Here is a 24,003-nt window from a genome sequence, read left to right on the forward strand (position 1 = left end):
GACTTCAATCTCGGGTCTGAACTTATGGTCGGCCATAAGGTCGGACTTATCACCAGCACCGTGATCTCGTCAGACGGCCTCCGCCGGAAGCATACTGTACACCGTTCGTTTTCGAGCTCTGAACCACACGGCAAATCGGAAATCAATGCATCCTAACCCTAGCTATCTCCAGCCGATAGCGGCGGGCAGTCCGGTCAGAAAACAACCGGTGCGGACGAACAGCCTGCATTTCGAGTTGGGAAGCAACATAATCGACTGTATTGTCGTCGACATTGCTCCAGTCTTCGATAAATTTACCTGCGCATTGAACGCTGCAAATCTGTAGCGCGACCTCAAGGCAAACACATTGGTGCAACAACGATAGAAATTCCATATCGTTAAATGATAGGTTCCAATCGCGTGCCGCGCTGTTATCCATCTACCCAACTCCGAAATACCGCGTGAAAGCAAATGGCTGCGGGTTTCCGAGATTAGCACAACATCAATCGTTCACAAATGTTCGGAATTTTGGCCACTTTTGCACGCTCGAGCCCCTTGGGCCGATCAGGCACAAGGCGCGCGGCAAGCCGCCTGAATGCTGTGTCCGGTATTGGCCTATCTGGATCAAGCCTTCCTGTCGCCGCGCACCATCGTGCCGTGTTCCGCCTTTTCGCCATCGTTGTTGCGCTGCGGGGCGCGTCGATGAAGCTTGCATCTACGATCTGCTCTGTGCGCGGGATGAAGCCCGCCTGATTGATGGCGCAGCCAAGATCGTCACAGAGTGCGTCCAGCGCATTGGCTTTGACCTGGACCTCGCGAAAATCCCAAGGTGTGCTGGCATCCGGCACCGTGGCGGCAACCCCGAGGCCGCAAAACCTTATCCAGCTCAACCGGTCACGCACGATGTTCTCAGTCGCTTTAAGGCTCAAACCGTGCAGGGTCTGCAACACCAGCATCCGGAATGTCAGGACCGCATCCCGCCCAAGCCGACCGCCTTTGGGACTGCCAAGCCGACCAGCCGTGCTTTCCAGGATTGGCTGGAACGGTTCGAAATTCACCACCGCGTTTAGCCTCTCAATCGCGTCGCCATCGGCGGAAATTTCTTCAAAACTCCAGAAACCCGCTTGCTTTGCCATGGCCGCCATCGTGATCTGCTGGACCACGTCCCGCTTGGGTGAGGCGGTCGCCGAACTCCAGAACACTGGCCTGTCAGTGCTGCCGGATCTGCTTACACGCTTTCCCTCTCGATCCGGCGCACATCTAGCATTTCGGCGAGTATAAGCGGCTATAGGTTCGCTGTTCCGCGTTCTAGGCTTCCCTGTATCACGCATGCCGAACCGAATATGGAAATCTTAATCTGGGTTTTCGCCAGCTTTCTGACATTGAGCAATCGCTGGCCGTTGCCAGCGCGCAACCCGGCGCACCTCTGTCAGCATGGAAGGATCAAGCCCTGCTGCACCGCCCGGACCACTGCAAAGGTCCGGGTGTTCACGTCCAGGGCGGCCATCGCATTTCTGATGTGAAAGTCGACTGTGTGGCGGCTGATGTTGAGTATGATCTCGATTTCTGCTGAAGATTTCCCCAATGCTGCAAGCTGCAGGCATTCCAGTGCCCGCGGGGAAATGCCGGCAGTTGCCTGGGTTTCGCTTTCAGGGGGGACGGTGTCGCTCACCGCCTGGCCTATCAGCTGGCCGTAATAGGTTGCACGTGACAAGTCCTTGTCTGAATAGGCTTTTTTCCGCGAACTTGAGAAGGACACGATCTGAATGCTGCCATCGAACTGCCGCGAAGACAGCAGCACCCCGGAATGAATACCGAAATCGCCGGCTGCCTTGTAAACCTGATCATGTTTCTTCTGGAACGATGCGCAGTTCCGGACGGTTTGCCAGCAAATGGCCCGGCTTGTGCGGGGGGCGAACTGGATGACGGGATCCGAGCCGATAAGGCCGGTGCTGCAGTAATGCGCCGTCCAGTCCTCGGGGAAGTTTGTTTTCATGCTCTGCTGCGCCGCAGTGATGCCACGCGTGGTTTCCGCGGTTATGTGGCAGGCGGCGAAATACTCAAAATCCGTGTTACCCTGAAGTTCGCTGAATAGGCTGTCCACAATGGAACCGCGCGCGTTGCATCCGCTAGTAACAGCATTCTGCATCACCAAATCCTAAATGAATTAAACTTACGTTAGGTTATTTCAGGCCAACCTTCGGCGCAACTTATAATTGTGACGCACCCTTGCGCAGATCTGTTATGCGGTTGTGGGAGGGAACACGCCGATGCAGGATCTTTTCCTCACTCAAGGTTGCATTTACAGGCCAAACTCACACTTTTGAGTAAAGCGCCCCTAGCAGAGACCCGACTTCAGATGGCCAAGACATTTCTCACCTTCGCAATCGCCTTTTTACTGGCCGGTCTGGCCGTCGCAGCCGCCTTGCGGGTCTGGCCGGCGCAGAGCGCCCGGGCGATGATCTCGGCCTTTGTCTATGTCTCCGGATTGGCGGCGAGACAGGCCGAAACCAAGGTTGGCACAGTGCATTATCTGGAGGGCGGTAAGGGCGAGACGGTTGTGCTGCTGCACGGGATCTTCGCGCGCAAGGAGCATTGGATCGACATGACCCGGCAGCTGAGCGGGGACTACCATGTGATCGCGCTGGACTTGCCGGGGTTCGGGGACAATTCCGTGCTGCCGGAAGGGGAGTACGCCTATGCCGAGCAGGCACAGAACCTCATGGCGGTGCTGGATACGCTTGGTGTGGAGCGTTTCCATCTGGCCGCGAATTCGATGGGCGGGCAGATCGCCGGCCTGGTGGCCACGCAGTTTCCTGACCGGGTCGCCAGTGTTGCCTTCATCGGCAGCCCCGTGGGTGTGAATTCGCCGCAGGAAAGCAAGTTTGAGGCGGCCATGCGGACAGAACAGAAAACGCTGGTGGTCGACAGCCAGGAGGCTTTTGAACAGCGCAATGCCTTGTTGTTCCCGGAAAAACCTTATGTGCCTGCAGTGATTGAAAGCCTTTGGGCGGGTCAGGAAATCGCCAATGCGCCGGCAAACCGGCGGATCTGGAAAGAGGTCAACGGCTCGGATGCGGCTCCCTTGCAGGCGCTTGCCGCCCGCATCACCCAGCCGAGCCTGATCGTCTGGTGCCGCGAAGACCGGATTTTCGATCCCAGCGGCGCCGCGGTTCTGGCAGAAGCCCTGCCGGATGCAGAGCTGGTCTGGCTGGATCAATGCGGCCATGTGCCGATGCTGGACCAGCCGGCTGGTTCGGGCCGGGCGCTGCGCGCCTTTCTGGATGCGCAGCACTAGGAGCAGCCGAATCCCGGTTTCCCCGGCGAGGGCCGCAAGGAGGGCGCGCAACTATCAGGTTACAGTGTTTACCGCTGGGGTGATCGACCTGACACTGCCACTCAAATTCAGGGAAGCGGGGCTTGGGTGACATGCGGACGATCATCGTGAACAATCAGAACATCGGGCAATACGCGCATTACTGGCGGGCGCATTTCAAGCTGCGGCATCAGATATTCGTTGAACGGCTGGGCTGGGACCTGAACAGCTACGGCGGCATGGAGTTCGACGAATTCGACACGCCGGCAACCGAATATGTCCTGTGCATCAACAACGCCGATCAGGTGGTCGGCGTCTCGCGGCTGCTGCCGACGTCCTGCACCTATATGATCGAAAAGAGTTTTTCGCAGGAATATGACGGGCCGTTGCCCAAAAGCGACCGCGTCTGGGAAGCGACACGGTTCGGCGTTTGTCGGTCGCTTAACGGCACCGAGCGGTCTGAGGCAATCGACGCGATCACCAGCCGGATCTACAATTTCGGCCAACAGCAGGGCCTGTCAGAGTTTCTGCTGCTTATGCCGCTGTTCATCTATTCGCGGATCCTGATCCCGCGCGGATACGACCTGAAGGTTCTGGGCAAGCCCTGGCGCTGCGGCAAAATGACCATCGCCGTTGCGCGGGTCCGGATTGAACCGGCCGAAAGCACAATCCGGCTGACTGCCTGACTGCCCGTCCGGACAGCGTTCATCACAAAGAGGAAGACCGATTATGCCTGAGGATACCCTCGAGGAATTTTCAATCGCGCCCGGAGACCGTATCTGCGTCACCGGCGGCGGCGGCTATCTGGGCCGCCATGTGGCCGCGGCCTTGCTTGCTCGCGGATTGCGGGTGGTGATCACCCTGCGTGACATTCAAAAGGCGGGCCCGGTCCGGGCCTCGCTGCAGGAGTATCTGGGCAAGGACAGCCTGTCGGTGGAGTTCATCGAGGCTGATCTGACCTCTGACAACGGCTGGGGTCTGGCGGCGCAATCGTGCCGGGCGATCATCCACACGGCCTCGCCCTTTCCTGACCGTCCGCCCAAGAATCCGCAGCATCTGGTGAAACTGGCGGCAGAAGGTACCGAACGGGTGCTGCGCGCCGCTGCCGCCCATGGCACGCGCCGCGTTGTGCTGACGTCCTCTATCGTTGCGGTCACGATGAAACCGCTGGAGCCGGGCCGCCTGTGTTACGATGAAAGCGATTGGAGCGACCCGGAGGACCCCCGCACGGATGCCTATGCGCTGTCGAAACTGAACGCCGAGCGCCGGGCCTGGGCGCTGGCGGATGAGCTGGGCCTGCAGATGACCGTCATCAACCCCGGCCTTGCCTTCGGACCGCCCATCGGCAGCAGCGGCGCGACTTCCATCGGGGTTATTCAGCGTTTCCTGAAAGGCCGGGATCCGGCACTTCCCAATGCGGGTTTTCCCTGTGTCGATGTCCGCGATGCGGCTGAGGCCCATGTGCTGGCTCTGTTGCGCAACGGCGCTTGCGGGCAGCGGATCATCGCCGCCAGTGAAACCCGGACGATGGTTGAAATTGCCAGGGTGATTGCCAAGCAATTCCCGAGCCGGGCCATCAAGACCGGCGCTGCACCGGATTCGATGGTGCGGGCTGCGGCGAAATTCGACCCGGTTCTGCAGAATGTCCTGCCGCATCTGGGTGCTGCGCCGGAGGTGTCCTGCGACCGTGCGCAGGCGCTGCTGGGGCTTAGCTTCCGCCCGATTGACGGCAGCATTGCGGAAACCAGCCGGGTGCTGATGCAGCAGGAACTGGCAGCCGCGGATTAATCCGCGGCCCAGTCCGGCGGGGCCGGCATAATACCGGTTTCCTGTGCAATCCTGTCCCGCAGTAAGCGGGCCAGGGCGCCCCGGAACCGCAGCGAAACCCCGCCAATATTGGTCACCGGCATGATCAACCGCAGGCTGTTGCAGGCGAAAACCTCATCTGCATGCTGCAGGTCCGTAGCGGTGAGCGAGGCTTCTTCGGCGATCAGCCCTGCCTCAGCCGCAAGGCACAACAGAAGCCCCCGGGTCACTCCCGGCAAGACCCCGTCGTGCACCGGCGGCGTGATCAGCCGGCCGCCCTTGATGGCAAAGATATTGGCCATCGTTGTGCAGGCGGCAAAACCGCGGGTGTTCAGGAACAGCGCATCCTCCAGCCCTTTCCGGCGGGCTGTGCCGGTGGCCAGGATTGCGTCGAGATAGGACGAGGCGGTTTTCCACTGGCTGAGAGGCGAGGTCTCGTTCCTGGCGGCAGCGGCAATATCCAGAGCAACCGGCTGGAACTGCAGCGACGGCGGCAGCGGCGTCAGCGTGGCTGTCACCCGGCTGTATTGCGACAGGTCGGTTGCCAGCCCCCGTGCCCCTGCACCGCGGCTGATGGACACCCGGAGGATCGCAGCCGCGTCCGTTTCTGCGCTGATGCTGTAGGCGGCGGAGATCAGGCGGCAGTCCGCGCGGTGGGCAAAGAAATCCGCCGCGTGTTCCAGCCGCCGCTGGTGGGCCTGCCGCAGCACGGACTTGCCGCCCAGGCACAGCACTGTGTCGAACACGGCATCGCCAAGCGTGGTGCCCCGTTCGGATGCCGCATAGACCGGGCTGCCGGGCGGATGGAATTCCCCGTCCGACCACAGCAGCGGCAGCATCTTGCCGCCGGTCATTCCGCAGCCTGCGGCTGGCTGTCGGCGGCCCCAAGCCCGATGGAGCGCGCCAGGGCGTGCTTGAAGGCAGGGATCATTTCATTTTCCATTTCGGCGCAGGATACCGCGTCTTCGTCCCACAGGAAGACAGCGCGCAGACTGTCCGGTGTGGTGGTGATCAACAGCATGATCTTGCCCGGCGGAAACAGCTGCGGAAAGCTGAAATACCGGCGGGTCTGCAATGCTGAGGAGTTCAGTATCTGCGGCGGGACGGGGCCGATGTTGGACAGGATGAACGGCGATTTCACCACCAGCATCAGCACCAGTTTAGTTGCCAGAACCTTGGGCAAAAATGCAATCACCTTGTGGTAAAAGGCATAGCGGGTCAGATCGTCCAGCACCTTGCCCGCGCGCAGGGTCTCCACCGTTTCAAAAATCCGCTCGCGCTGGGTCCGGGTTGACGGTCCGGACGGGACCTCGATCGCATAAGGCACGGCGCAGATATCGTAATAGCCGTCCAGATCCTGGTCCGAGAACGGCCGGAGCGAGAAATTGTCGATCAGCTTGACCTTGCCCTTGGGCTTTTGCCCCCTGGCGGCATTGAAGGCGGTGATCGTTTCGACCCAGGCCGCAAGATAAAAAGGGTGCCGGCTGATCTGTTCGGAGCGGGCAAACTGGCGCAGATGCTGCCAGACATCGGGACCCAGATCTTCAAAGCGCACCCGGGTCCGGCCGCGCTTCAGCTTGCTGCTGGAGTTTCCCGCCAGTGCCACCGGGGCCGTCACCGTTTCGCGCAGCATGTCCAGCATTGTGGCCGCAAAGGAGCGCAGATGGCGCCAGGCGGACCAGCGCGGCATGAACAGCTTGGCATTCGCCCTGTCCGGAACGCCGGCCGGAGTTTCATCGGGAGTCTCTCCGCGCATCAGCGCCTCATAGGCGCTGACCAGCTGAACCGAGATCAGGTTTGCGGACTTTCCGCAGGTGTAGATATGGCTGGTAACGCTTTGCAGAATGGTCAGATCGTCATATTCGGTGACAAAAATCCGCCACGGCGGGCCGCTGGCATGATCCAAGGGCTCGCCCCAGACATTTTGCGGCACCAGCTGGTCTGCGGCCTGTTCCGGGCAGCGCCCGCGCGTGCCCACATAGCGGATGTCCGGCTGCGCCTGCGGGTTGCGCACCCAGCCCCACCCCGCCAGCCCGGCAAAGGAGCCCGCCGCCTGCAGCGCCGCATGGCGCCGGGTCACCGAAGCCGCAGCCTGGCGCAGGATATCCAGGTCCGGTGCATTTTCCAGTTCGAACCAGTCGCAGGAATTGCCGTTCAGCCCCTGACGGGCGAGCATCTTCTCATAATAGATATAGATGCGGTTCAGCGTCGTCATCGGATGGCGTTCAGGCATCGGCCAGTTCCTCGGCAGCGGCGGTCTTTCCGGCCGGCGGCTGCAGCTGTGCGTCGCCCGCTGCTGGCTGCTGGCGCAATTGTTCGCGGATTTCACGTTTCAGCACTTTGCCTGTCAGCCCGCGCGGCGGGGTGGTGCCTTGCGGCAGGATGATCACCTCCGACAGGTGCTGTGCCCAGCTGCAGCTCGCTTGCAGCGCCGCCAGCAGATTCGCGGGGCTGCCCCCATGTCCCGGTGCCATCTGCAGCAGCAGCACCGCTTCGTCCGCGCCAGAGGCGGGGCGAGCCGCCAGCACGGCCTCTTGCACGAATGGAAGTTTCAGCGCTTCTTCCTCAACCGGCAGACCGTAGACCGGGCCATGGCGCGTGTTCACCGTGTCGACATCGCGGTCGATCTGGTAGAAGCGCCCGAAATTGTCGCGGAACCCGACGTCTCCGGTCCACCACCAGCCGTCCCGGACCACATCATGGGTGCGGTCGTGCTGGTTCCAATAGCCTTTGAACAGCGTCGGCCCCTTGACCATCATCCGCCCGACCTTGTGGGCAGGCAGGCGGCAGCCTTCTGCATCGGCAATTTTCACCGCCGGGCTGGCGGGTGTCGGCCGCCCGACCATCCGCCCAAAGTTCCGGGTCCGCCGTTCGCTGATCTTCACCAATGCTGCAAAGCCGATTTCGGAGGTCCCGAAAAACTCCATGAACAGGGAGCTGACCAGCGGTTTGCCGAACAGGCGCAGAAAGGCGCCCTTGGCCGTCAGCTGCCGGATGAAATGCTCGTGCATGGCGTCGCCGCTGGACATCCACATCCGGACCGAGGACAGGTTGTATCCGTCCAGGCCGGTCTGGCACATGTTCTGGTAGATGTCCGGAAAGGCAAAGAATAGGCGCGGCTGCCAGTCGCTGATCGACTGCAGAATGTGTCTGGCGCTTAGGTCTGTCACGACATGGGTCTGCACACCGGCTGCAAGCGAGGTGATGCAGCCGGCCTGGCTGATATGGTGGTTCATCCAGCCTGCGAACATCACCGGGTTGCGCCGGGTAATGAACTGGATCCGCATCTGGCCCTGGGCGGCCAGAATGAAACTGTCCGACCCGTGCAGAACCCCCTTGGGGAGACCGGTGGTGCCGGACGTGTGGCAGATCATAACATGCTGATCGCGGTCCATATGCGGCGGGGTATAGTCCGCTGGCGTCTGGGCAAAGGTTTCCGGAACCGGGATTACTTCGATGCCCGGGGCCTCGATGCTGCCATCTGTCAAAAAGATCCGCTCAATCCCGTCCAGCGGCAGGCCGCTGTCCTGCAATGCCTGTAACCCGGCGCAATCGGTTACAACCGTCCTGGCGCCGCTGTGGCGGATGAAGTTCAGAAAGTTCTGAACCGTCATCCGGCCATTGACGGGAACCGAGATTGCACCCCGGCGCATTGCCGAATAGCTCCACAGAAAATAGTCCAGCGAGTTGCTTTTCCAGATGGCCACCCTGTCGAACCGGCGGACGCCATGGCTGTGCAGCATGCGGCACAGCCGGTTGACAGTATCGCGCAGCCCGGCGCCAGTCAGCCCGTCATCCGGGATACCATACTGCGGCAGCTTTTCGTCGGTCGTGAAGAAGATCTCCTCTTCGCGCCCGGCGATTGCGGTATCCATCAGGGTTGCGATATTGACAGTGCGGTCGAGAATGAATTGCAGACGTTTCGGAAACACGGTTAAGCCCTTTCCTTTAAAAGAATATCCGGTATTCGATGCCGATGTTGGAGCTGTCCTCCAGAGTGCCGTAGGGAGACCCCGCGGGGCCCTCCAGCCAATCGGCATACAGGTAAATCACGCTTTGGGAGCCGAGCCGGAACTTGCCCCGCAGCCGCACATAAAGGTCGTCTTCAAACCAGCTGGAAACAGTGGCTTCGGCGGACCGGCGGGTATCGTCGCTTTCCCAGGTATAAGACAGGCTGGAGCCGGTTTGCCGGTCCTCGTATTGCCCGTAAACAGTCCTGACACCTGCCGCCAAGGGCGCCAGCGGACCGGCGCCGGTGCTGCGGCTGGTCTGCAGATCGCGCCAGAACAGCTGAACGGCCAGCCTGCTGGTGCCGGCCAGCTCGCGCTCAGCGCCTAGAACGGCCTGAAATTCATCCTCCGGCAACAGCGCATCGGGAATGGCGAAACTTCCGGCTTTGTACTTATTCAGGGCCGCCTCGCCGTAGAACCGCCATGCGCCGCGGACCAGATCGAAATCCGCGCCTGCCATGAACAGATGCGGCACCACCGGCTGCACGCCGGGTCCGGCTGCAGACAGATACGGCAGATTGGCGGGGCCGGAATGGACGCTGATCCCAAGGTCGCCGAACCCCGCTGCCCAGCTGATCCGCCCGCCATAGGCCTGATCATCGCTTTCAACCGGTTTGTCCGGCAGCGACAAAGCACCGGGGTAAATCCCCTGCGGCAGGACGCTGCTGCGGGTGTTGGTATAGGCATAGGCGGAAACTGTGACGTCGGCCCCTAGAAACACCGTGCCCCAGATCCCGTCGGAGCCAAACCGGTTGCCCTGCTCCTCATAGACGGCAAAGCGGAAATTGCGCGGCGAGACGGCATCGGTCGGGATGAACCCGTCAGCAACCCCCTGCACATGCACGTGCCGTCCGGAGCCAAGGGTAAAGCTGCCTGCCTGAAACTCGGCATATGCCTCTCGCAGGGTCTGGGTTTCATTGATGGCCCGGTCTTCCCGGCCGCTGCCCTGCACTGTGCCGCTGGCAAACAGATCCAACGCGCCGCCGGCGGCGTCCAGATTTTGGGTGAAACTATAGCTCAGACGCCCGAATACGCCGGTGCCGCTATCGGTGAAATTGGGGTTGCCGCCTCGAACTCCGGTGGCGAAATACCCGTTGAATTCCGCCTGTGCTGGTGCCGCAGCGGCCAGGGCCGCGGACAGGACCAGGCCGGGTTTCAGAAGTCTTTGCAGCATGGTCAGGCCGCCTCGGCACCGGTGTAATCCCGGCAGAACAGGCGCAGCTGCTCAGGCGAAGCCAGAAGGGTGTCCAGCCGGGTCAGTTTCAGACGGTTCTCAAACGGATCTCCCGAGGGCGGCGCATGCAGAAGATCCGTCATCTGCCACGAGAAAGCCTGCCCGGCCCAGGCCCGTTTCAGCGCCTTTTGCGCATACTCCGCCAGGGCGTTCTGCCGGCCTTCAAACAGCAGCTTGCGGAAGCTTTCGCTGAGCGCCCGGATGTCTGCGATGGCCAGGTTCAGGCCCTTGGCCGCCGAGGGTGGCACGGTATGGCCTGCGTCCCCGGCCAGAACCACATTTCCAAGCTGCATCCGGTCCGCCACATAGCCCTGCATCCGGACCATCAGCCGTTCTGTAACCTTGCCTGGGCTAAAGCTCACATCCGGCCCAAGGCGGCGCTGCATTTCGCTCCAGAAACGGTCATCGGACCAGTTGCCGGTCTGGTCGTCCGGCCCGCACTGCAAATAGGTGCGGCTGACCGTGTCCGAGCGCATCGACCACAGGGCAAACCCCCGCGGATGGTAGGCATAAGTCAGTTCCGGCGAGACCGGAGGGGTTTCGCTCAGCACGCCGACCCAGGAAAACGGCAGGCGCCTGCTGCTGCCGCCCCCGGCACCGTTCACCAGCCGGCGCGCCGGACCGTGCGCCCCATCGCAGCCGGCAACAAAGCGGCATTCCAGCCTGTGTTCGGCACCGTCCTTGCGATAGGTGATGATATGCGGTTCCGATTCAGGATCCGACAGCCGGATGTCTTCGGCGCCGTAAACCGGGCTGCGGCCGCTTGCGGCCAGGGTATTGGTCAGATCGCACGTCAGCGCCGACTGGCCGTAAACCGTGCAGGAATGCCCGCCGCTCAAGGCCTCAAGGTCGATACGCCGGGTCTGATCCCGCCAGCGCAGGTTCATGCCCCGCTGCGGCAGGCCCAGACGATCCAGACGCCCGGCCAGCCCGGACTGGCGCAGGAACGCAACGCTGGCGTGATCCAGCTGCCCGGCCCGGACCCGGCGCTGCACATGTGCGCGGCTGCGGTGTTCCAGCACCTGGTTGTCGATTCCCAAACGGTCCAGAAGAAGCGAAAGAAGCAACCCGGACGGGCCGCCGCCAATAATACCAACCGTCGTGCGCATGGGGATTACCGCTCCGCTTTGCTGTTTCGCGCCGACGCTAGATAGCAGCGGCGGATACCGGAACTCTCAAAGTCGATAGGTGACAGGCGGGCCGCAATTCCCGCCTTATCCGGGCAATTCACCTCAGCCTGACGGCGTTTCCAGCCGGTTGATGAGCCTATGGCAGTAAAAGGATACAGAGCCTTGAAACTTCTTCTCGTCGACAATTTTGATAGTTTTACCAATAATATAGCGGATTTTTTGCGCGGCCAGCGTGATGGTCTTTGCATCGATGTCATCCGCAATGACTGCTACGAATTTCTGCAGAGCCCGGAATTTTTGAGCTATGACGGCGTCATCATCTCTCCGGGGCCGGGCAATACCAGTGTTGCCAAGGATCTTGGCATCTCCCTGGATATTCTGCGCCGCGACAGCCGCCCTGTACTGGGGGTCTGCCTGGGCCATCAGGCGATGATCGTCGAGGCCGGCGGCGTCGTTGAACTGGCGCCGCAGCCGATGCACGGGCGGGTCAGTCAGATCACCTGCAGCGGCGAGGGGCTGTTTACCGGCCTGCCCAAGACACAGAGGGTGATGCGTTATCATTCCTGGACCGTGAACCCGGAGCTGCCGCCGGGATTTGTCTGCGATGCCTGGACCGAGGATGGCATCGTGATGGGCATCCGCAGCACCGGATCCCCGCGCTGGGGTGTGCAGTTCCATCCGGAATCGATTGCCACGGAATACGGCAGGGCGATTCTTGGCAACTTCCTGAACCTGGTCGAGGCGCATCAGGGCCGCACCACCGCCAAGGCCCGCAGCAATGCAGGTGGTTCTGCCCCGGCCCGCAGCCTCTACTGGCACAAACTGGGCGCGGCCATCGATCCGGCGGCGCTGGTCGAAGCGCAGGGTCTGGTCAATGGCCGCCGTCCGCAGCTTCTGGAAAGCAGCCTCGCGCAGGAGGGGCTGTCGCGCTATTCCATTATTGAAGCACCGGCGGCACCGGACCGCAGCGTGATCTATTGCGTGCAAACGCAGACCCTTCGCGAATATGAGGGAACCGCGCTTGCCTCCGAGCGGCAGATGCCGGTGCTGGACTACCTCGGCAGTTGCCTGGGTGCGGTATCCTGTCCCGGCGGGCCTCCGCCCTTCCCGTTCCTCGGCGGCCTTATCGGCTGGCTGGGCTATGAGCTGAAATCGGAATTCCTGGGTGTCTCCTCCCCGCCCTCGAAAACCGAAGACGCTGCCTTTCGTCACGTGACACAGTTCTTTGTGATCGACCATCTTGACGATGCTGCCTATGCGGCGGTGTGCCTTCCGCAGGACGCCGAGGAAGCCCAATTCGACAATGCTCTGTCGGCGCTGCAAAAACTGTTCGCTAAGGCAGCCAGGATGCAGGTTGCCCTGGCGCCCGCCAAACCCCGCCTGCCGCTTGAATTCTCCATGCGGCACAGCCCTGAGGCCTATCTGGACCGGATCATCAAATGCCAGGACCAGATCCGCGCCGGCGAAAGTTATGAGCTGTGCCTGACCAACCAGATTACAGCTGAGCTGGAAGACCTGGATGCCTGGGAGTTCTACAAGCTTCTCCGCCAGCGCAACCCGGCGACTTACAGCGGCTTTCTGAATATCGGCGGCACCGAGGTTGTGTCTTCCTCGCCGGAAAGGTTCCTGCGCTCGGATCAGTCCGGCCTGCTGGAAAGCAAACCGATCAAGGGCACCGTCAAACGGGGGGCCACGCCGCAAGAGGATGCAGAGCTGGCCCGCCGTTTGCAGAGCACCGAGAAAGAACGCGCCGAAAATCTGATGATCGTCGATCTGGTGCGGCATGATTTTGCCGCAACTTCGATCCCCGGTTCCGTCGATGTGCCCAAGCTGTGCGCGATTGAGACCTATAAAACCGTGCATCAGATGGTCTCGACCATCCGCGGGCGCCTGAAACCGGGCCTGACCAGCGTTGATGCCATCCGCACCTGTTTCCCCGGCGGCTCTATGACCGGGGCTCCGAAAATCCGCTCGGTGGAAATTCTTGATCAGCTCGAGGAAGGCCCGCGCGGGGTCTATTCCGGGGCGATCGGCTGGATCGGCTACAACGGGCAATCGGATCTTTCGATCGTGATCCGCACGGTGGTGAAGCAGGGCGCATCCGTCTCCATCGGCTGCGGCGGGGCCATCACCTATCTGTCGGATCCCAAGGCCGAACTGGATGAGATCATGCTGAAAAGCCAGGCCCTGGTCCGGGCATTGGCGGAACATCTCACCGGCAATTCAGAACATTACCGGATTTCTAACGGCCTGCAGGCGGCGCCGGCAGGCACCTTCGCAAAGTGAAGCAGGACTTCGAAAAGGATACTCTCATGACCGTTTCTATTTCACGGCTTCCCCGCCGCGGCTTTCTTGCCCTTGGCGGCAGCAGCCTGGCCACCGCAATGCTGGCGCCCAGCCTGGTGCTGGGCGCCCCTGATGCGCTGGAGGTTGCAACCGCGGTCAACAATATCGAGCTGACCGGATCGATGGCGGCAATGGCCAAGGTCGAGCTGCGCCGCACTGGTGCGCCGGTGCGCACCCGCGATCTGGAAGTTTCCACGGCCCGGCAGGGCGGCAAGGACCTTAGCGACCGCCGTTATGTCTTTCTGGCCCCTGCGGATGTGCGCGACACCAAACTGCTGGTGCACGAGCAAGGCAGAAAGGACAATGATCTTTGGCTGATGCTTCCCAGCCTTGGCAAAGTGCGCCGGATTTCCGCCTCTAAACAGGCCAATGCCTTTGCCGGGACGGATTTCAGCTATGCCAACCTGATGGCGATGCGATTGGAAAACTTCACCCATGCAATCACTGCCAGCAGCGGCAGCAGCATCACGTTGGAAAGCACTGTGCGCAGCGCCTCCTATGGGCGCAGCATCGGCTATTCGCGCGCAGTGACCCAGGCCAGGGCCGGGTCGATGGTGCCGTTCCAGATCGATTACTTCGATCAGAAGGGGCGCCATCTGAAGACCCAGAAAATGTCCAAGGCGACCCGGGCGCCGGATGAGAAACACATCCTGCGGTCGCGCCACATGATTGTGCACGGCAAAGGCCGGGAAACCCTGATCAGCCTGAGCAAAATCGATTTCAGCCCAAATTTCGGCGGCGGTCATTTCAGATCCCAAAGCCTTTGACGCCCCATCAGGAGAACTAAGCGTATGCCTCTGGAACACTTCGGACACCTCAGCGCGCCGAACCCCATCAACCCGCTGCTTGACCGCAAGCTCAAGACCTGCGGCCTGTACACCCAAGTAAACGGCGCCAGCGGAAACCAGCTTCATTGCGGTGACAACAAGCTGGTGCTGGACTTTGTGCCCGGCCACGGCTGTCTGCCGCTGGGCCATGGCCCGAACCCGGTTGCGGAAACGGTCGCGGAAACCCTGAAATTGCCGCTGACCAATCTGGTTCAGCCGTATTTTTCAGAAGCAACCGAGGTGCTGGCCCGGCGCCTGATGTCGCTGTCGCCGATCATCACCGAGCGTGTCAACTTTGCCACCACCGGCACCGAGGCCATTGAAATCGCGCTGAACTCTGCCCGCCTGGCCACCGGGCGGCTGCGCTTTATCGCGGCGGTCAATGGCACCCACGGCAAATCCATCGGCGGTCTTTCCGTCACGCACACCTCTCCGGTCAACGAATTTGCCGAGCTGGCGGGCACGGTTTTTGTGCCCTTTGGCGACATTGATGCAATGGACCGCGCCCTGGCGGCCGAGGGTGACTCGATGGCGGCGGTCATACTGGAGCCGGTGCAATCCGAGGGCGGTGTCAAACTGGCGTCCAAGGCCTATTTCGAAGCCGTCCGTGCCCTGTGCGACAAACACGGTGTTTTGCTGATCCATGATGAGATCATGACCGGCACAGGCCGCACCGGGCATTTCTTTGCAACTGAATGGACCGGCGGTAATCCGGATATCATTGTTCTGGGCAAGGCGCTGGGGGGCGGCGTGATGCCCATATCGGCATGTCTGCTTGGCACCCGCGCAGTGACCAAATCGCTGGATTTCCAGCAAATGTCCAGTTTTGCCGGCAGCGCCTATGCCGCTACCGCCGCCAATGCGATGCTGGACGTGCTGCTGGAAAACGACGGTGAGCTGCTGCACAGCATCCGCGCCCGCAGCGGCACCCTGGAAGGCATTCACCAGCAGCTGCAGCGCATCTATCCCGACCTGATCGCAGACACCCGCGGCTGCGGGCTGCTGCATGGCATCGAATTCCGCCGCCAGACCAATGTGGTGGCAGGGTCCGAGGGCGCATTCCTGGGCCTGGCAAGTTCCGGTCAGCAATTTCCGGCGCTGACGGCAGGGCATATGCTGTCAAACGGCGTCCGGGTCACTCCGGCGGCGAACTGCAAGGGCGTGCTGCGGATCATGCCCAGCTATCTGACCACAGGCGGGGACTGCGAAACCTACGCCGCCGCACTGGAGGAATGCCTGGATGCGCTGGCCGCGCAGGACACGGTGCGCGCCACCAAGCATATCACCGGCACCGCCAAGGCCGGGGAACGGGAATCCGCGGTTGAATTCCTGGGGGCGGATCCGGTCGGCGACATCGGCCCGGACGAAGGCCGCTTCGGCTTTATCGTGCATCAGCTGGAAACCGACGACCTGCAGAACCTCGATCCCCTGTTGCGGCAGGTGACCCGCAGCCAGCGGGATGTGCTTACCAATCTTCTGGGCGAGTTTGACGAACCCGTTCTACTGAGCCGCACCCGGATCAAGGGCAAGGACGGATCAAGCGCGGTTGGCGACTTTATCCTGCTTCCCCGCAGTGCCCGGCAGCTTTTGGCCATGCCGCAGGACGACGCCTGCGAGCTGGTGCAGAAATGTGTGAACCTTGCCGTCAAGCGCGGTGCGCGGATTGTCGGTCTGGGCGGCTACACCTCGATTGTGACACGGGGCGGCTCCCGGATTGATCCGCTGGGCCAGGCGGTGACCACCGGCAACGGCTTCACCATCGAAGCGGCCTTGATGGCCGCGGACCGCGCCACCACCACGCTGGGCCGCAGCCAAAGCGACGCCACCGCTGCGATTATCGGCGCGGCAGGATCAATTGGCAGCGGCATGGTGCAGATGATCTCGGCCCGGGCCCGCCGCCTGTATCTGTTTGTGAACCCGGCGACACCGCTGGAAAAATCCTTTCTGCGGCTCAAGCGGTCGCTGAGTGCGGGGCTGAAAGCTGCCCGTGACGGCGAGCTTCCGGCCCGTGCCGGCTCCGTTCTGGACCGCGCGATGAAGCTGATGGACGGGCAAACCGACCCGGCGGCACTGGCGGAACAGCTGCTGCGCGATCCCGAGTATTTTGTGATCTCGGACAATTGCAGCCGCGATCTGCGCAACGCCGATATCATTTACTCGGCCACCAGCTCCACCGACAAGCTGATCACGCCCGAGGATCTGCGCCCGCAAAGCGTGGTCTGCGATCTGTCCCGGCCCGGCAACATCAGCTATCGCTGCCGCGAAGAACGCGATGATGTGCTGATCATGGACGGCGGCGTCATTGCCTATCCTGGCCGCCCGCAGCTGGCGCTTGGCATTCCGATGCCCAAAGGGGTCGCCTTTGCCTGTATCGCCGAAACTGTCATGCTGGCGCTGCGCAAGCATTATCAAAACACCTCGGTTGGCGCCGCGCCGTCGCACCGCGAAGTCAGCATGCTGCGCGAAATCGCTGCCGACACCGGGTTTGAGCTGGCAGATCTGCGTGCATTCGACCGGCCGATCGGCCGGGTCGACTGGGGCAGTCTGATCGGCGATGGCAGCCCGGAGGCCGGCGGAAATGACGACGCTATGTCCCGTGCCAGCGCTGCTGCGGACCAGCGTTCCCTGACCAGTGGCGACAGCATCGACTATTATCACCGCCTGTTCGGCCAGCGTGCCGAAGGGATCAGCGCCAGCGATCCGGCGATCAAGGAGATGGACGGCGGGATCTTCACCTGGAAGGATCTGGATCATGCGACCGGCGTGTCGGCGGCCCGCTTCCTGACGCTGGGCATTGATCGCGGCGCGCGGGTCTTTGTGGCGGGGGCAGGCAATTTTGCCCATATCGCGGCGGTTGCAGGCCTGTGGCGCATTGGCGCCGTGCCGGTCACCCTGGACAGCTCGCTGCCCCAGGACCGCCTGCGCGCGATGATGCAGGTCGCAGCACCGGTGCATGCGCTGTGCAGCCCCGGCATGGAGGCAGGCCTGGCGGATCTGCTGCCGGTGGCACTGCTTGAAAGCAACGCGCAGCTGCTGGGCCAGACCGCAGCCGGCCCGCAATCCACAGCCGCAAGCGCCGGGGAGGAAGCCGTTGTGATCTTCACCTCCGGGTCCACCGGATTGCCCAAGGCGGTGCCGCATACCTTCCTCGACCTGGTCAATATGGCCGAGAACTATGGCCGCCATAACGTCGGGCTGTCGCCGAAGGACAACGTTATCGTCACCTCCAAGCTCAGCTATTCCTATGGCTTTTCGGTGTCGATGACCGCGCTGTATCACGGTGCCGCCCTGTTGCTGGGCAACGGCCGGTTCGATCCCGCCGCCATTCTGGACCAGATCGAACAGCAAAAGGCGACGGTGCTGTTTTCGGTGCCGACCGTCTACAGCATTCTGGTCAAACAGCCGCCGCGCGACCTGTCGACGCTGCGCCAGTGCATCGCCGCCGGCGAGGCCCGCTCGCCCTTTGTCGATGACGCCTGGGAACAGATCAGCGGCATCAGCATTCAGGACGGTTTGGGTGCCACCGAAATCATGTCCTTTGCCCTGGCCAGCCCCAAGGGTGAAGCCGGCGGCAGAAGCATCGGCACAATCGTTCCCGGCTTCAGCATCGAAATCCGCAATGCACACGGGCAGGTGACCCGCACCGGGGAGGCCGGCGTGGCCTGGGTGCGCGGTAATTCGGTGGCGACGGGCTATCTTGGCAATCCGGATGCAAGCGCCCAGGCGTTTCAGGATGGCTGGTACCGGACTGATGACATCATGCGGATGGATGGGGATGGCCGGTTCCATTACCTGGGCCGGGCAACGGATCTGACGAAGGTCGGCGGTGTCTGGGTGTCACCTGCGGAAACCCAGAACTTCCTCAACGCGCACCCCCTGGTCGCGGAATGCGCAGTGGTCCTGCGCGAGCATCCCGAACCCCTGATGCGCGCTTACGCCTTTGTGGTGCCCGCCGCTGGTGCCACCGCGGGCCCCGGGCTGGAGCAGGCCCTGAAGGCTGCCATCAGCGAGATGTTCGCCAAGTCTCAGGTCCCGCACAAGATCTTCTTCCTCGACGCGCTGCCGCGCACCGGTAACGGCAAGGTGCAGCGCTTCGCCCTCTCGGACATGGTCCAGGACAAAATCAACCTTGAATCCATCAGGCTGCAGTAAGATCCATGACACATTCAAAACCCCTTCTCGCCAGGTTCATGCGGCGTTTCGCATCCTTTGTTCTGGCACAGCGCATATTGGCCGTCGTCTTTATGCTGGCGGTCTCCGCCACCCTCATGAGCGGCCTTGCCCGCGTCGGCTTTGACACCTCTCCGGAAAGCTTTTTCCTGGAGGGGGCCGAGGTCATCGAAGACTGGTACGCCTTCAAGGAGAAATACCAGTCGGATGAGTTTTCCTTCATCGTCGTGACCCCGCCAAAGGCCAATGCGGCTTTTGTCCAAAAGCTGGAGGGATTTGCAACCCAGCTGGAAGACATCGAAGGTGTCGACCGGGTGACTGCGCTGCACAACGTCCGTTCAATCACGGGCGAGGATGATGTCCTTGATGTCGGTGACTATCTGCATGCCGGCCTGACACAGGCCGAAGTCACCGAACGGCTGGAAAAGGCTGCCGCCCACCCCTATTACCGCGGGCTGTTCGTAAATGATCGCGGCAGCCAATTTGGTGTGCTGGTGGAAACCGTCAGCAGCTTCTCGAACGCTGACAAAGAGGGCTTCACCCAGGCGGTGCGCGCCATTCTTGCGCAGCCGGACTATGCGGCGTGGAACGGCACAGCCATCGGCGCGCCGATCCTTGACGCGGATGTGCAGCGCATTGTCGGCATGGAAAGCGGCATTTTCGGCAGCATCACCTTTACGCTGGTGATGGCCGGCTTCTTCATCGCCTTCCGCCACCGGCTGGCCTTGGCGCTGCCGCCGCTGGTTGCTTGTCTCTCAATCGGTTGCGCCCTTGGCGCAATGGGGCTTTGGGGGGCGGACGCCGGCTTGCTGACGCCGATTGTCCCCTCCTTCCTGATATCGGTCGGGCTGGGCACCGCAGCCTATCTGCTGTCGGATTTCACCACCGCCCGGCGTAAGGGCGAACCGGTGCAGGCGGCCATTCTGGACACCATGGAACAGGCCGGCGGCCCGGCGCTGCTGGCAAATATCACCACCGCCGGCGCGCTGTTTGCCTTCTCCGGCTCGCGCGTTCTGCCGGTGCGCGACGTGGGCCTGACCCTGGGCATCGGCCTGATGACGGCCTGTATCTTTACCCTGATCCTGTTCCCGCTGCTGGCCAATCTGTGGGGCCACCGCATCCGGCAGCAGCCGGGCCGCGCGGCGCACAGCCCGGCGCTTGCCGCGATGGCAGACTTCGCCATCGACGCGCCGCGGCTGATTGTGGCCGTGTTTGCCGTGCTGGTGGGTTTCGCCATCGCAGGTGTCAGCAAGCTGGAAACGGATTACTACTATCTGGGCACCTTCAAGACGGACTCGGATCTGTTTCAGGCGCATCAATCCGCCAATGCGGCCATTCCGGTCTCCAACTCCATCGAGGTGCTGATCTCGCTCGGCAAGACCGATGCGTTGAAAGAACCCGCTGCCCTGCGCGCTGTTGATGCCATCACGCAAAGGGCACTGGCTGCGGTGGATCAGGATGTGCCGGTCAAATCCTACACTCTGGCCGATGTGGTCAAGGAACTGTCGGAACAGACCCTGGGCAGCTACGCCATTCCTGACAACCGCAACGCCATTGCCCAGCTGATCCTGCTGTTCGAAAGCTCCGGTCACGACGAGATGGAGCGGGTCGCCAATACCGGCTTCGACGAAGCCCGGCTAACCTTTCTGGTGCCTTCGCGCGCTTACAGCGCCTATACGCCGCTGGTCGAAACCATCAAGGCCGAGACCGCCGCGATTATGGTCGAAGCGGGCTATCCGGATGCCGGGGTTGTGGTCACCGGCGTGGTTCCGATGTGGCTGGAAATCAGCACCTTCCTGACGGAAACGCAGATTTCCTCCTTCTTGATGGCAACTGCAATTGTGGCCCTGGTGATGATGCTGATCGCCCGGTCGGTGGTGATCGGCCTGACAATGGCGGCAATCAACGTCTGCTGCGTGCTGCTGGTCCTGGGCTTCATGGGCCACATGGGGATCATCCTGGATCCCTTCACCATCCTGATCGGCGCGATTGCCCTGGGTATCCTGGATGACGACACAATCCATTTTGCCCGCAACTTCCTGGACCGCCGCAAGCAGGGCGCGGACCTGGACACCGCTCTGCACCGCACCTTTCAAAGCGCGGGCAAGGCGATGGGCATACAGACCCTGATCCTGGTGGTGGCCTTCATTGTCTACACAACCGGATCCGTGCAAAGCCTTGCCACCTTCGGGTTTGTCACCACGGCAACGATCTTTCTGGGGCTGCTGGTTGAATTCACCGTCACCCCGGCGCTGCTGATCCTGCTGTCGCGCGGCAGCGCGCGCAGAACCGCCAAGGATCCGGTGCCAGGCGCTGATCCGGACGGCTACCGCCCGGTGCTGGAGATGCCTGATCCAGTGCGCCCGTCGCAAAGCTGAGGGATGCCTATGTCATATCTCAAACCGCATGAACTTGCCGAGGCGATGGTCGATGCCGGCGCCTCCAAGGCCGGCCTGTCCGCCAAGGACACGCTGATCCGGGCCTATATGGCAGGGGCGATCCTGGCCCTGGCCGCCGGGTTTGCAGTGACCGTCACCGTCAACACCGGCAACCCGCTGATCGGCGCGCTGCTGTTCCCGGTTGGTTTCTGCATGCTCAGCCTGCTGGGGTTCGATCTGCTGACCGGTGTTTTCACCCTGGTGCCCTTTGCGGTGCTGGCCAACCGGCCGGGCTGCACTCCGCGTGCGATGCTGCGCACCTGGGCACTGGTCTTTGCCGGAAACTTCCTCGGTGCCATGACAACAGCAATCTTCATGGCGACGATCCTGACAATGGGTTTCACCCAGGAAGCCGGCGATGTCGGGCAGAAACTGCGCACCATCGGTGAAGCCCGGACGCTGGGCTATGCCGAGGCCGGCCTCGGCGGCATGACAACCCTGTTTATCCGGGCAGTCATGTGCAATTGGATGGTCTCCACCGGCGTGGTCGCCGCGATCATGTCCACCAGCGTCTCGGGCAAGGTGATCGCGATGTGGATGCCGATCCTGATTTTCTTCTATCTCGGGTTCGAGCATTCGGTGGTGAACATGTTCCTGTTCCCCGCCGGGCTGCTGCTGGGGGCCGGTTTCACCTGGGCCGACTACTTGCTCTTCAATGAGATCCCCACCGTGCTGGGCAACCTTGCCGGGGGCATCACCTTTGTCGGGGCAACGATCTATTCGACCTACTACCGTCACAAGAGCTTCAGCCACGAAACCGCGGGTGATGCCCCGCTGGAGAAGGTCTGAAGGAAAACGTTTGCTGACTGTCATGGCAGCCGTACTGAAAAACGATATACGGCTTTGGCTCCGATTCAAACCAGGCTCCGGCATTACAGAGTGCCGGAGCCTTTTGTCTCCAGAGCTGATCTGAAATCAAGCGGATCAGTGAATTCGCGGCTTAAACAGGGCGCTGTTCTGCGCGGCGGCCCCTTCGCGTGAGGCCGCATAGGCTGTGATCCTTTCGAATGCATCAACATACTGGATCAGTTCAGCGAACAGGCTCATACCCATCGGACCGCGGTTCCCAGGATAGACGGTCAGGTTGCCGGGCATGGTCTGGTTGCGGCGCGAGGGCCTGCCCATCTCAAACGGCTCGTGGAGGCGATCGCAATCAATGGCATTGCACTGCCTGACGTGGTCGGGGAACTCGGCCAGATGTATCTGGAGCAGATTGATGGCCTGATCGTTCATATATCGGCGCAGCGCTGGCGATGGGACCCGGTCAGCCGCCGGCACAGCTTCGTTTTGAGCGATCACTGCCCGACAGCGGCGTCTGCCGCCCAATAGAATGGCGGCTTGCCTCGGATTACGTCCCGAATTCAAACCACTCGCTTTTGGTAAACATCTAGGTCCAAGGACTTTTTAACAATATCCGCGCGTTTCATCCGATCACTTAACATAACCTGGATTACAGGACTCCCGTATGCAGCCGGGGGCACATTCTAGATTGGGTTGCGACAGTTCCCCTATCTTGCTGGCAAGCAAGGAGAATGGAAGATGGCCCACATAGAGCTGGATTTGCGTGAACGGCGCGCAATTGAGGATATGCTGAACGCAAAGACGCCCGTGAGCAAGATCGCGGCTGCNCTCGGCAGGCATCGCTCTACTGTCTACCGCGAGATCAAGCGCAACCGCTTTGAAGACCGTGAACTGCCAGATATCTGAACGGCTACTAGGGTGTGAACGCGCAGCGAACCGCGGCCGCCAGACGCATGCGCCGCCGCAAACTCGTGCGATTGAAAGAACTGCGCAAAGCAGTGATCACCCAATTGAAGGAAGGCTGGTCACCAGAGCAGATTGCCGGCCGCCTTGGGTTTGAAGGCCAACCGGTGCGTGTGAGCCACGAGACCATTTACGCTTACGTCTATGGCCCCGATGGCCAATCCGAAGAACTGGCGCGCCACCTGCCGAGCCGGCGCAAGAAACGGCAGCCGCGCGGCCTTGTTTTCCCGCCGGAGCGCTCCATTCATCAGCGCCCGGAGCACGTGAAGTCCCGCGAGACATTCGGTGAATGGGAAGGCGATCTGATGATCTTCGAACGCGCCCAGGGCAATGCCAACGTGGCCACGCTTGTAGAGCGAAAGACGCGGTTTGCCGTCTTGTTCAGAAACCAAGACAGGAGCACCACACACCTGATGAACCGGCTGATGGACGTCATGGAACCCCTGCCCCAGCCGGCGCGGCGGTCCATCACCTTCGACAGAGGGATCGAGTTCCGGAACTGGCGCAAGCTCAAGCCTGGGATCGGAACGGAGGCGTGGTTCTGCGATCCCCAGGCGCCCTGGCAGAAAGGATCCGTCGAGAACCTCAACAAGCGGGCGCGCCGCTACCTGCCACGGGATACGCCTGTGGCCGCGCTCTCAAATCGCTCAATGAAGGCGATTTGCGACCGCTTGAACGGCACACCCAGAAAATGCCTCGGATGGCGCACACCGGCTGAAGCCTTCCGGGACGAACTCATGAAGCTAGGATAGCAGGAAGCGTCGCAACGACCCTTGAGCCTCCAAGGGCGCGCGCTACCCCCAACTGCAACCCTTGTTAGAAAACAGTATGTTGCCTGACGAGAGAAAACGAAATGGGAGCTGTTTACAGCCGGCTGAGTATCGCGGAACGACGCAAGATTGAACGCTGGAGGCATGCGAAGGTCCCTGTGAACGAGATGGCGCGTGCCCTCGGGCGCTGCAGATCGACGGTATTCCGGGAGT

Annotated in this window: 18 protein-coding genes and 1 pseudogene; 10 read left to right on the forward strand and 9 right to left on the reverse strand. The window is 61.7% G+C overall.

Annotated elements, in window-relative coordinates; genetic code table 11:
• Positions 1-142: 142 nt before the first annotated feature.
• From AQUI_RS32590 to AQUI_RS0125400, 3 genes are all read right to left on the reverse strand, one after another.
• A complete protein-coding gene (locus AQUI_RS32590) occupies positions 143-418 on the reverse strand; it encodes a DUF4158 domain-containing protein (RefSeq protein ID WP_084294555.1) in 276 nt (91 codons plus the stop codon).
• 52 nt (positions 419-470) lie between these two features.
• Positions 471-1,181 carry a transposase gene (locus tag AQUI_RS28895; RefSeq protein ID WP_051372048.1) on the reverse strand — a complete coding sequence of 237 codons (711 nt, stop codon included), beginning with the start codon at positions 1,179-1,181 and terminating at the stop codon, positions 471-473.
• A gap of 227 nt (positions 1,182-1,408) precedes the next feature.
• Complete coding sequence (locus AQUI_RS0125400; protein WP_156916936.1) at positions 1,409-2,128, reverse strand: LuxR family transcriptional regulator; 720 nt, start codon at positions 2,126-2,128, stop codon at positions 1,409-1,411.
• Between the two features lie 210 nt (positions 2,129-2,338).
• Between AQUI_RS0125400 and AQUI_RS28900 the strand changes: the two genes are divergently transcribed.
• The 3 genes from AQUI_RS28900 (at position 2,339) to AQUI_RS0125415 (ending at position 5,083) form a co-directional block, all read left to right on the forward strand.
• Positions 2,339-3,277, forward strand: coding sequence for an alpha/beta fold hydrolase (locus AQUI_RS28900; RefSeq protein ID WP_051372049.1), 939 nt, complete (start codon positions 2,339-2,341; stop codon positions 3,275-3,277).
• A gap of 131 nt (positions 3,278-3,408) precedes the next feature.
• Positions 3,409-3,981 (forward strand): acyl-homoserine-lactone synthase, encoded by a 573-nt coding sequence (locus AQUI_RS28905; RefSeq protein WP_051372050.1) that lies wholly within the window; start codon positions 3,409-3,411, stop codon positions 3,979-3,981.
• Between the two features lie 43 nt (positions 3,982-4,024).
• The gene (locus AQUI_RS0125415) at positions 4,025-5,083 is read left to right on the forward strand and encodes an NAD-dependent epimerase/dehydratase family protein (protein WP_051372051.1); all 1,059 of its coding nucleotides are present in this window, start codon (positions 4,025-4,027) and stop codon (positions 5,081-5,083) included.
• On the opposite strand, the gene AQUI_RS28910 is transcribed toward AQUI_RS0125415, so the two are convergent.
• From AQUI_RS28910 to AQUI_RS28915, 5 genes are read right to left on the reverse strand one after another with little or no spacing between them, the layout of a single operon-like run.
• Positions 5,080-5,955, reverse strand: a complete 876-nt coding sequence (locus tag AQUI_RS28910) for an aminotransferase class IV (RefSeq protein WP_051372052.1) — start codon at positions 5,953-5,955, stop codon at positions 5,080-5,082. The two genes, AQUI_RS0125415 and AQUI_RS28910, sit on opposite strands and share 4 nt — an antisense overlap.
• On the reverse strand, positions 5,952-7,334 hold the full coding sequence (locus AQUI_RS0125425) for a hypothetical protein (protein ID WP_027260023.1): 1,383 nt from the start codon (positions 7,332-7,334) through the stop codon (positions 5,952-5,954). The genes AQUI_RS28910 and AQUI_RS0125425 overlap by 4 nt, the downstream gene beginning before the upstream one ends.
• On the reverse strand, positions 7,327-9,033 hold the full coding sequence (locus AQUI_RS0125430; protein WP_027260024.1) for a class I adenylate-forming enzyme family protein: 1,707 nt from the start codon (positions 9,031-9,033) through the stop codon (positions 7,327-7,329). Before AQUI_RS0125430 ends, AQUI_RS0125425 begins: the two co-directional genes overlap by 8 nt.
• A gap of 16 nt (positions 9,034-9,049) precedes the next feature.
• Positions 9,050-10,285, reverse strand: coding sequence for a hypothetical protein (locus AQUI_RS0125435; protein ID WP_027260025.1), 1,236 nt, complete (start codon positions 10,283-10,285; stop codon positions 9,050-9,052).
• Positions 10,286-10,287: 2 nt separating this feature from the next.
• The gene (locus AQUI_RS28915) at positions 10,288-11,454 is read right to left on the reverse strand and encodes a 4-hydroxybenzoate 3-monooxygenase (protein ID WP_051372053.1); all 1,167 of its coding nucleotides are present in this window, start codon (positions 11,452-11,454) and stop codon (positions 10,288-10,290) included.
• Positions 11,455-11,637: 183 nt separating this feature from the next.
• Here AQUI_RS28915 and pabB point away from each other — a divergent pair, with 183 nt between their 5' ends.
• The 5 genes from pabB to AQUI_RS0125465 are packed head-to-tail and all read left to right on the forward strand — an operon-like array spanning position 11,638 to position 22,045.
• Positions 11,638-13,761: an aminodeoxychorismate synthase component I gene (gene pabB / locus AQUI_RS28920; protein ID WP_035920550.1), complete on the forward strand. Its 2,124-nt coding sequence runs from the start codon at positions 11,638-11,640 to the stop codon at positions 13,759-13,761.
• Between the two features lie 26 nt (positions 13,762-13,787).
• The gene (locus tag AQUI_RS0125450) at positions 13,788-14,588 is read left to right on the forward strand and encodes an outer membrane lipoprotein-sorting protein (RefSeq protein ID WP_027260026.1); all 801 of its coding nucleotides are present in this window, start codon (positions 13,788-13,790) and stop codon (positions 14,586-14,588) included.
• Positions 14,589-14,612: 24 nt separating this feature from the next.
• Complete coding sequence (locus AQUI_RS0125455; protein ID WP_027260027.1) at positions 14,613-18,800, forward strand: aminotransferase class III-fold pyridoxal phosphate-dependent enzyme; 4,188 nt, start codon at positions 14,613-14,615, stop codon at positions 18,798-18,800.
• 5 nt (positions 18,801-18,805) lie between these two features.
• Positions 18,806-21,196 (forward strand): efflux RND transporter permease subunit, encoded by a 2,391-nt coding sequence (locus AQUI_RS0125460; RefSeq protein ID WP_084294559.1) that lies wholly within the window; start codon positions 18,806-18,808, stop codon positions 21,194-21,196.
• 9 nt (positions 21,197-21,205) lie between these two features.
• Positions 21,206-22,045 carry a formate/nitrite transporter family protein gene (locus AQUI_RS0125465; RefSeq protein WP_027260029.1) on the forward strand — a complete coding sequence of 280 codons (840 nt, stop codon included), beginning with the start codon at positions 21,206-21,208 and terminating at the stop codon, positions 22,043-22,045.
• A 135-nt stretch (positions 22,046-22,180) separates the two neighbouring features.
• Here the strand turns inward: AQUI_RS0125465 and AQUI_RS0125470 are convergent, their stop codons facing one another.
• Positions 22,181-22,489: a hypothetical protein gene (locus AQUI_RS0125470; protein WP_156916938.1), complete on the reverse strand. Its 309-nt coding sequence runs from the start codon at positions 22,487-22,489 to the stop codon at positions 22,181-22,183.
• 306 nt (positions 22,490-22,795) lie between these two features.
• Between AQUI_RS0125470 and AQUI_RS28925 the strand changes: the two are divergent.
• Positions 22,796-23,772 (forward strand): annotated as a pseudogene (locus AQUI_RS28925) (IS30 family transposase).
• Between the two features lie 101 nt (positions 23,773-23,873).
• Positions 23,874-24,003, forward strand: a 130-nt coding sequence (locus tag AQUI_RS32595) for a helix-turn-helix domain-containing protein (protein WP_156916946.1), incomplete at its 3' end; no start/stop codon positions are given.

The organism is Leisingera aquimarina DSM 24565 (assembly GCF_000473165.1).
Taxonomy (GTDB): Bacteria; Pseudomonadota; Alphaproteobacteria; order Rhodobacterales; family Rhodobacteraceae; genus Leisingera; species Leisingera aquimarina.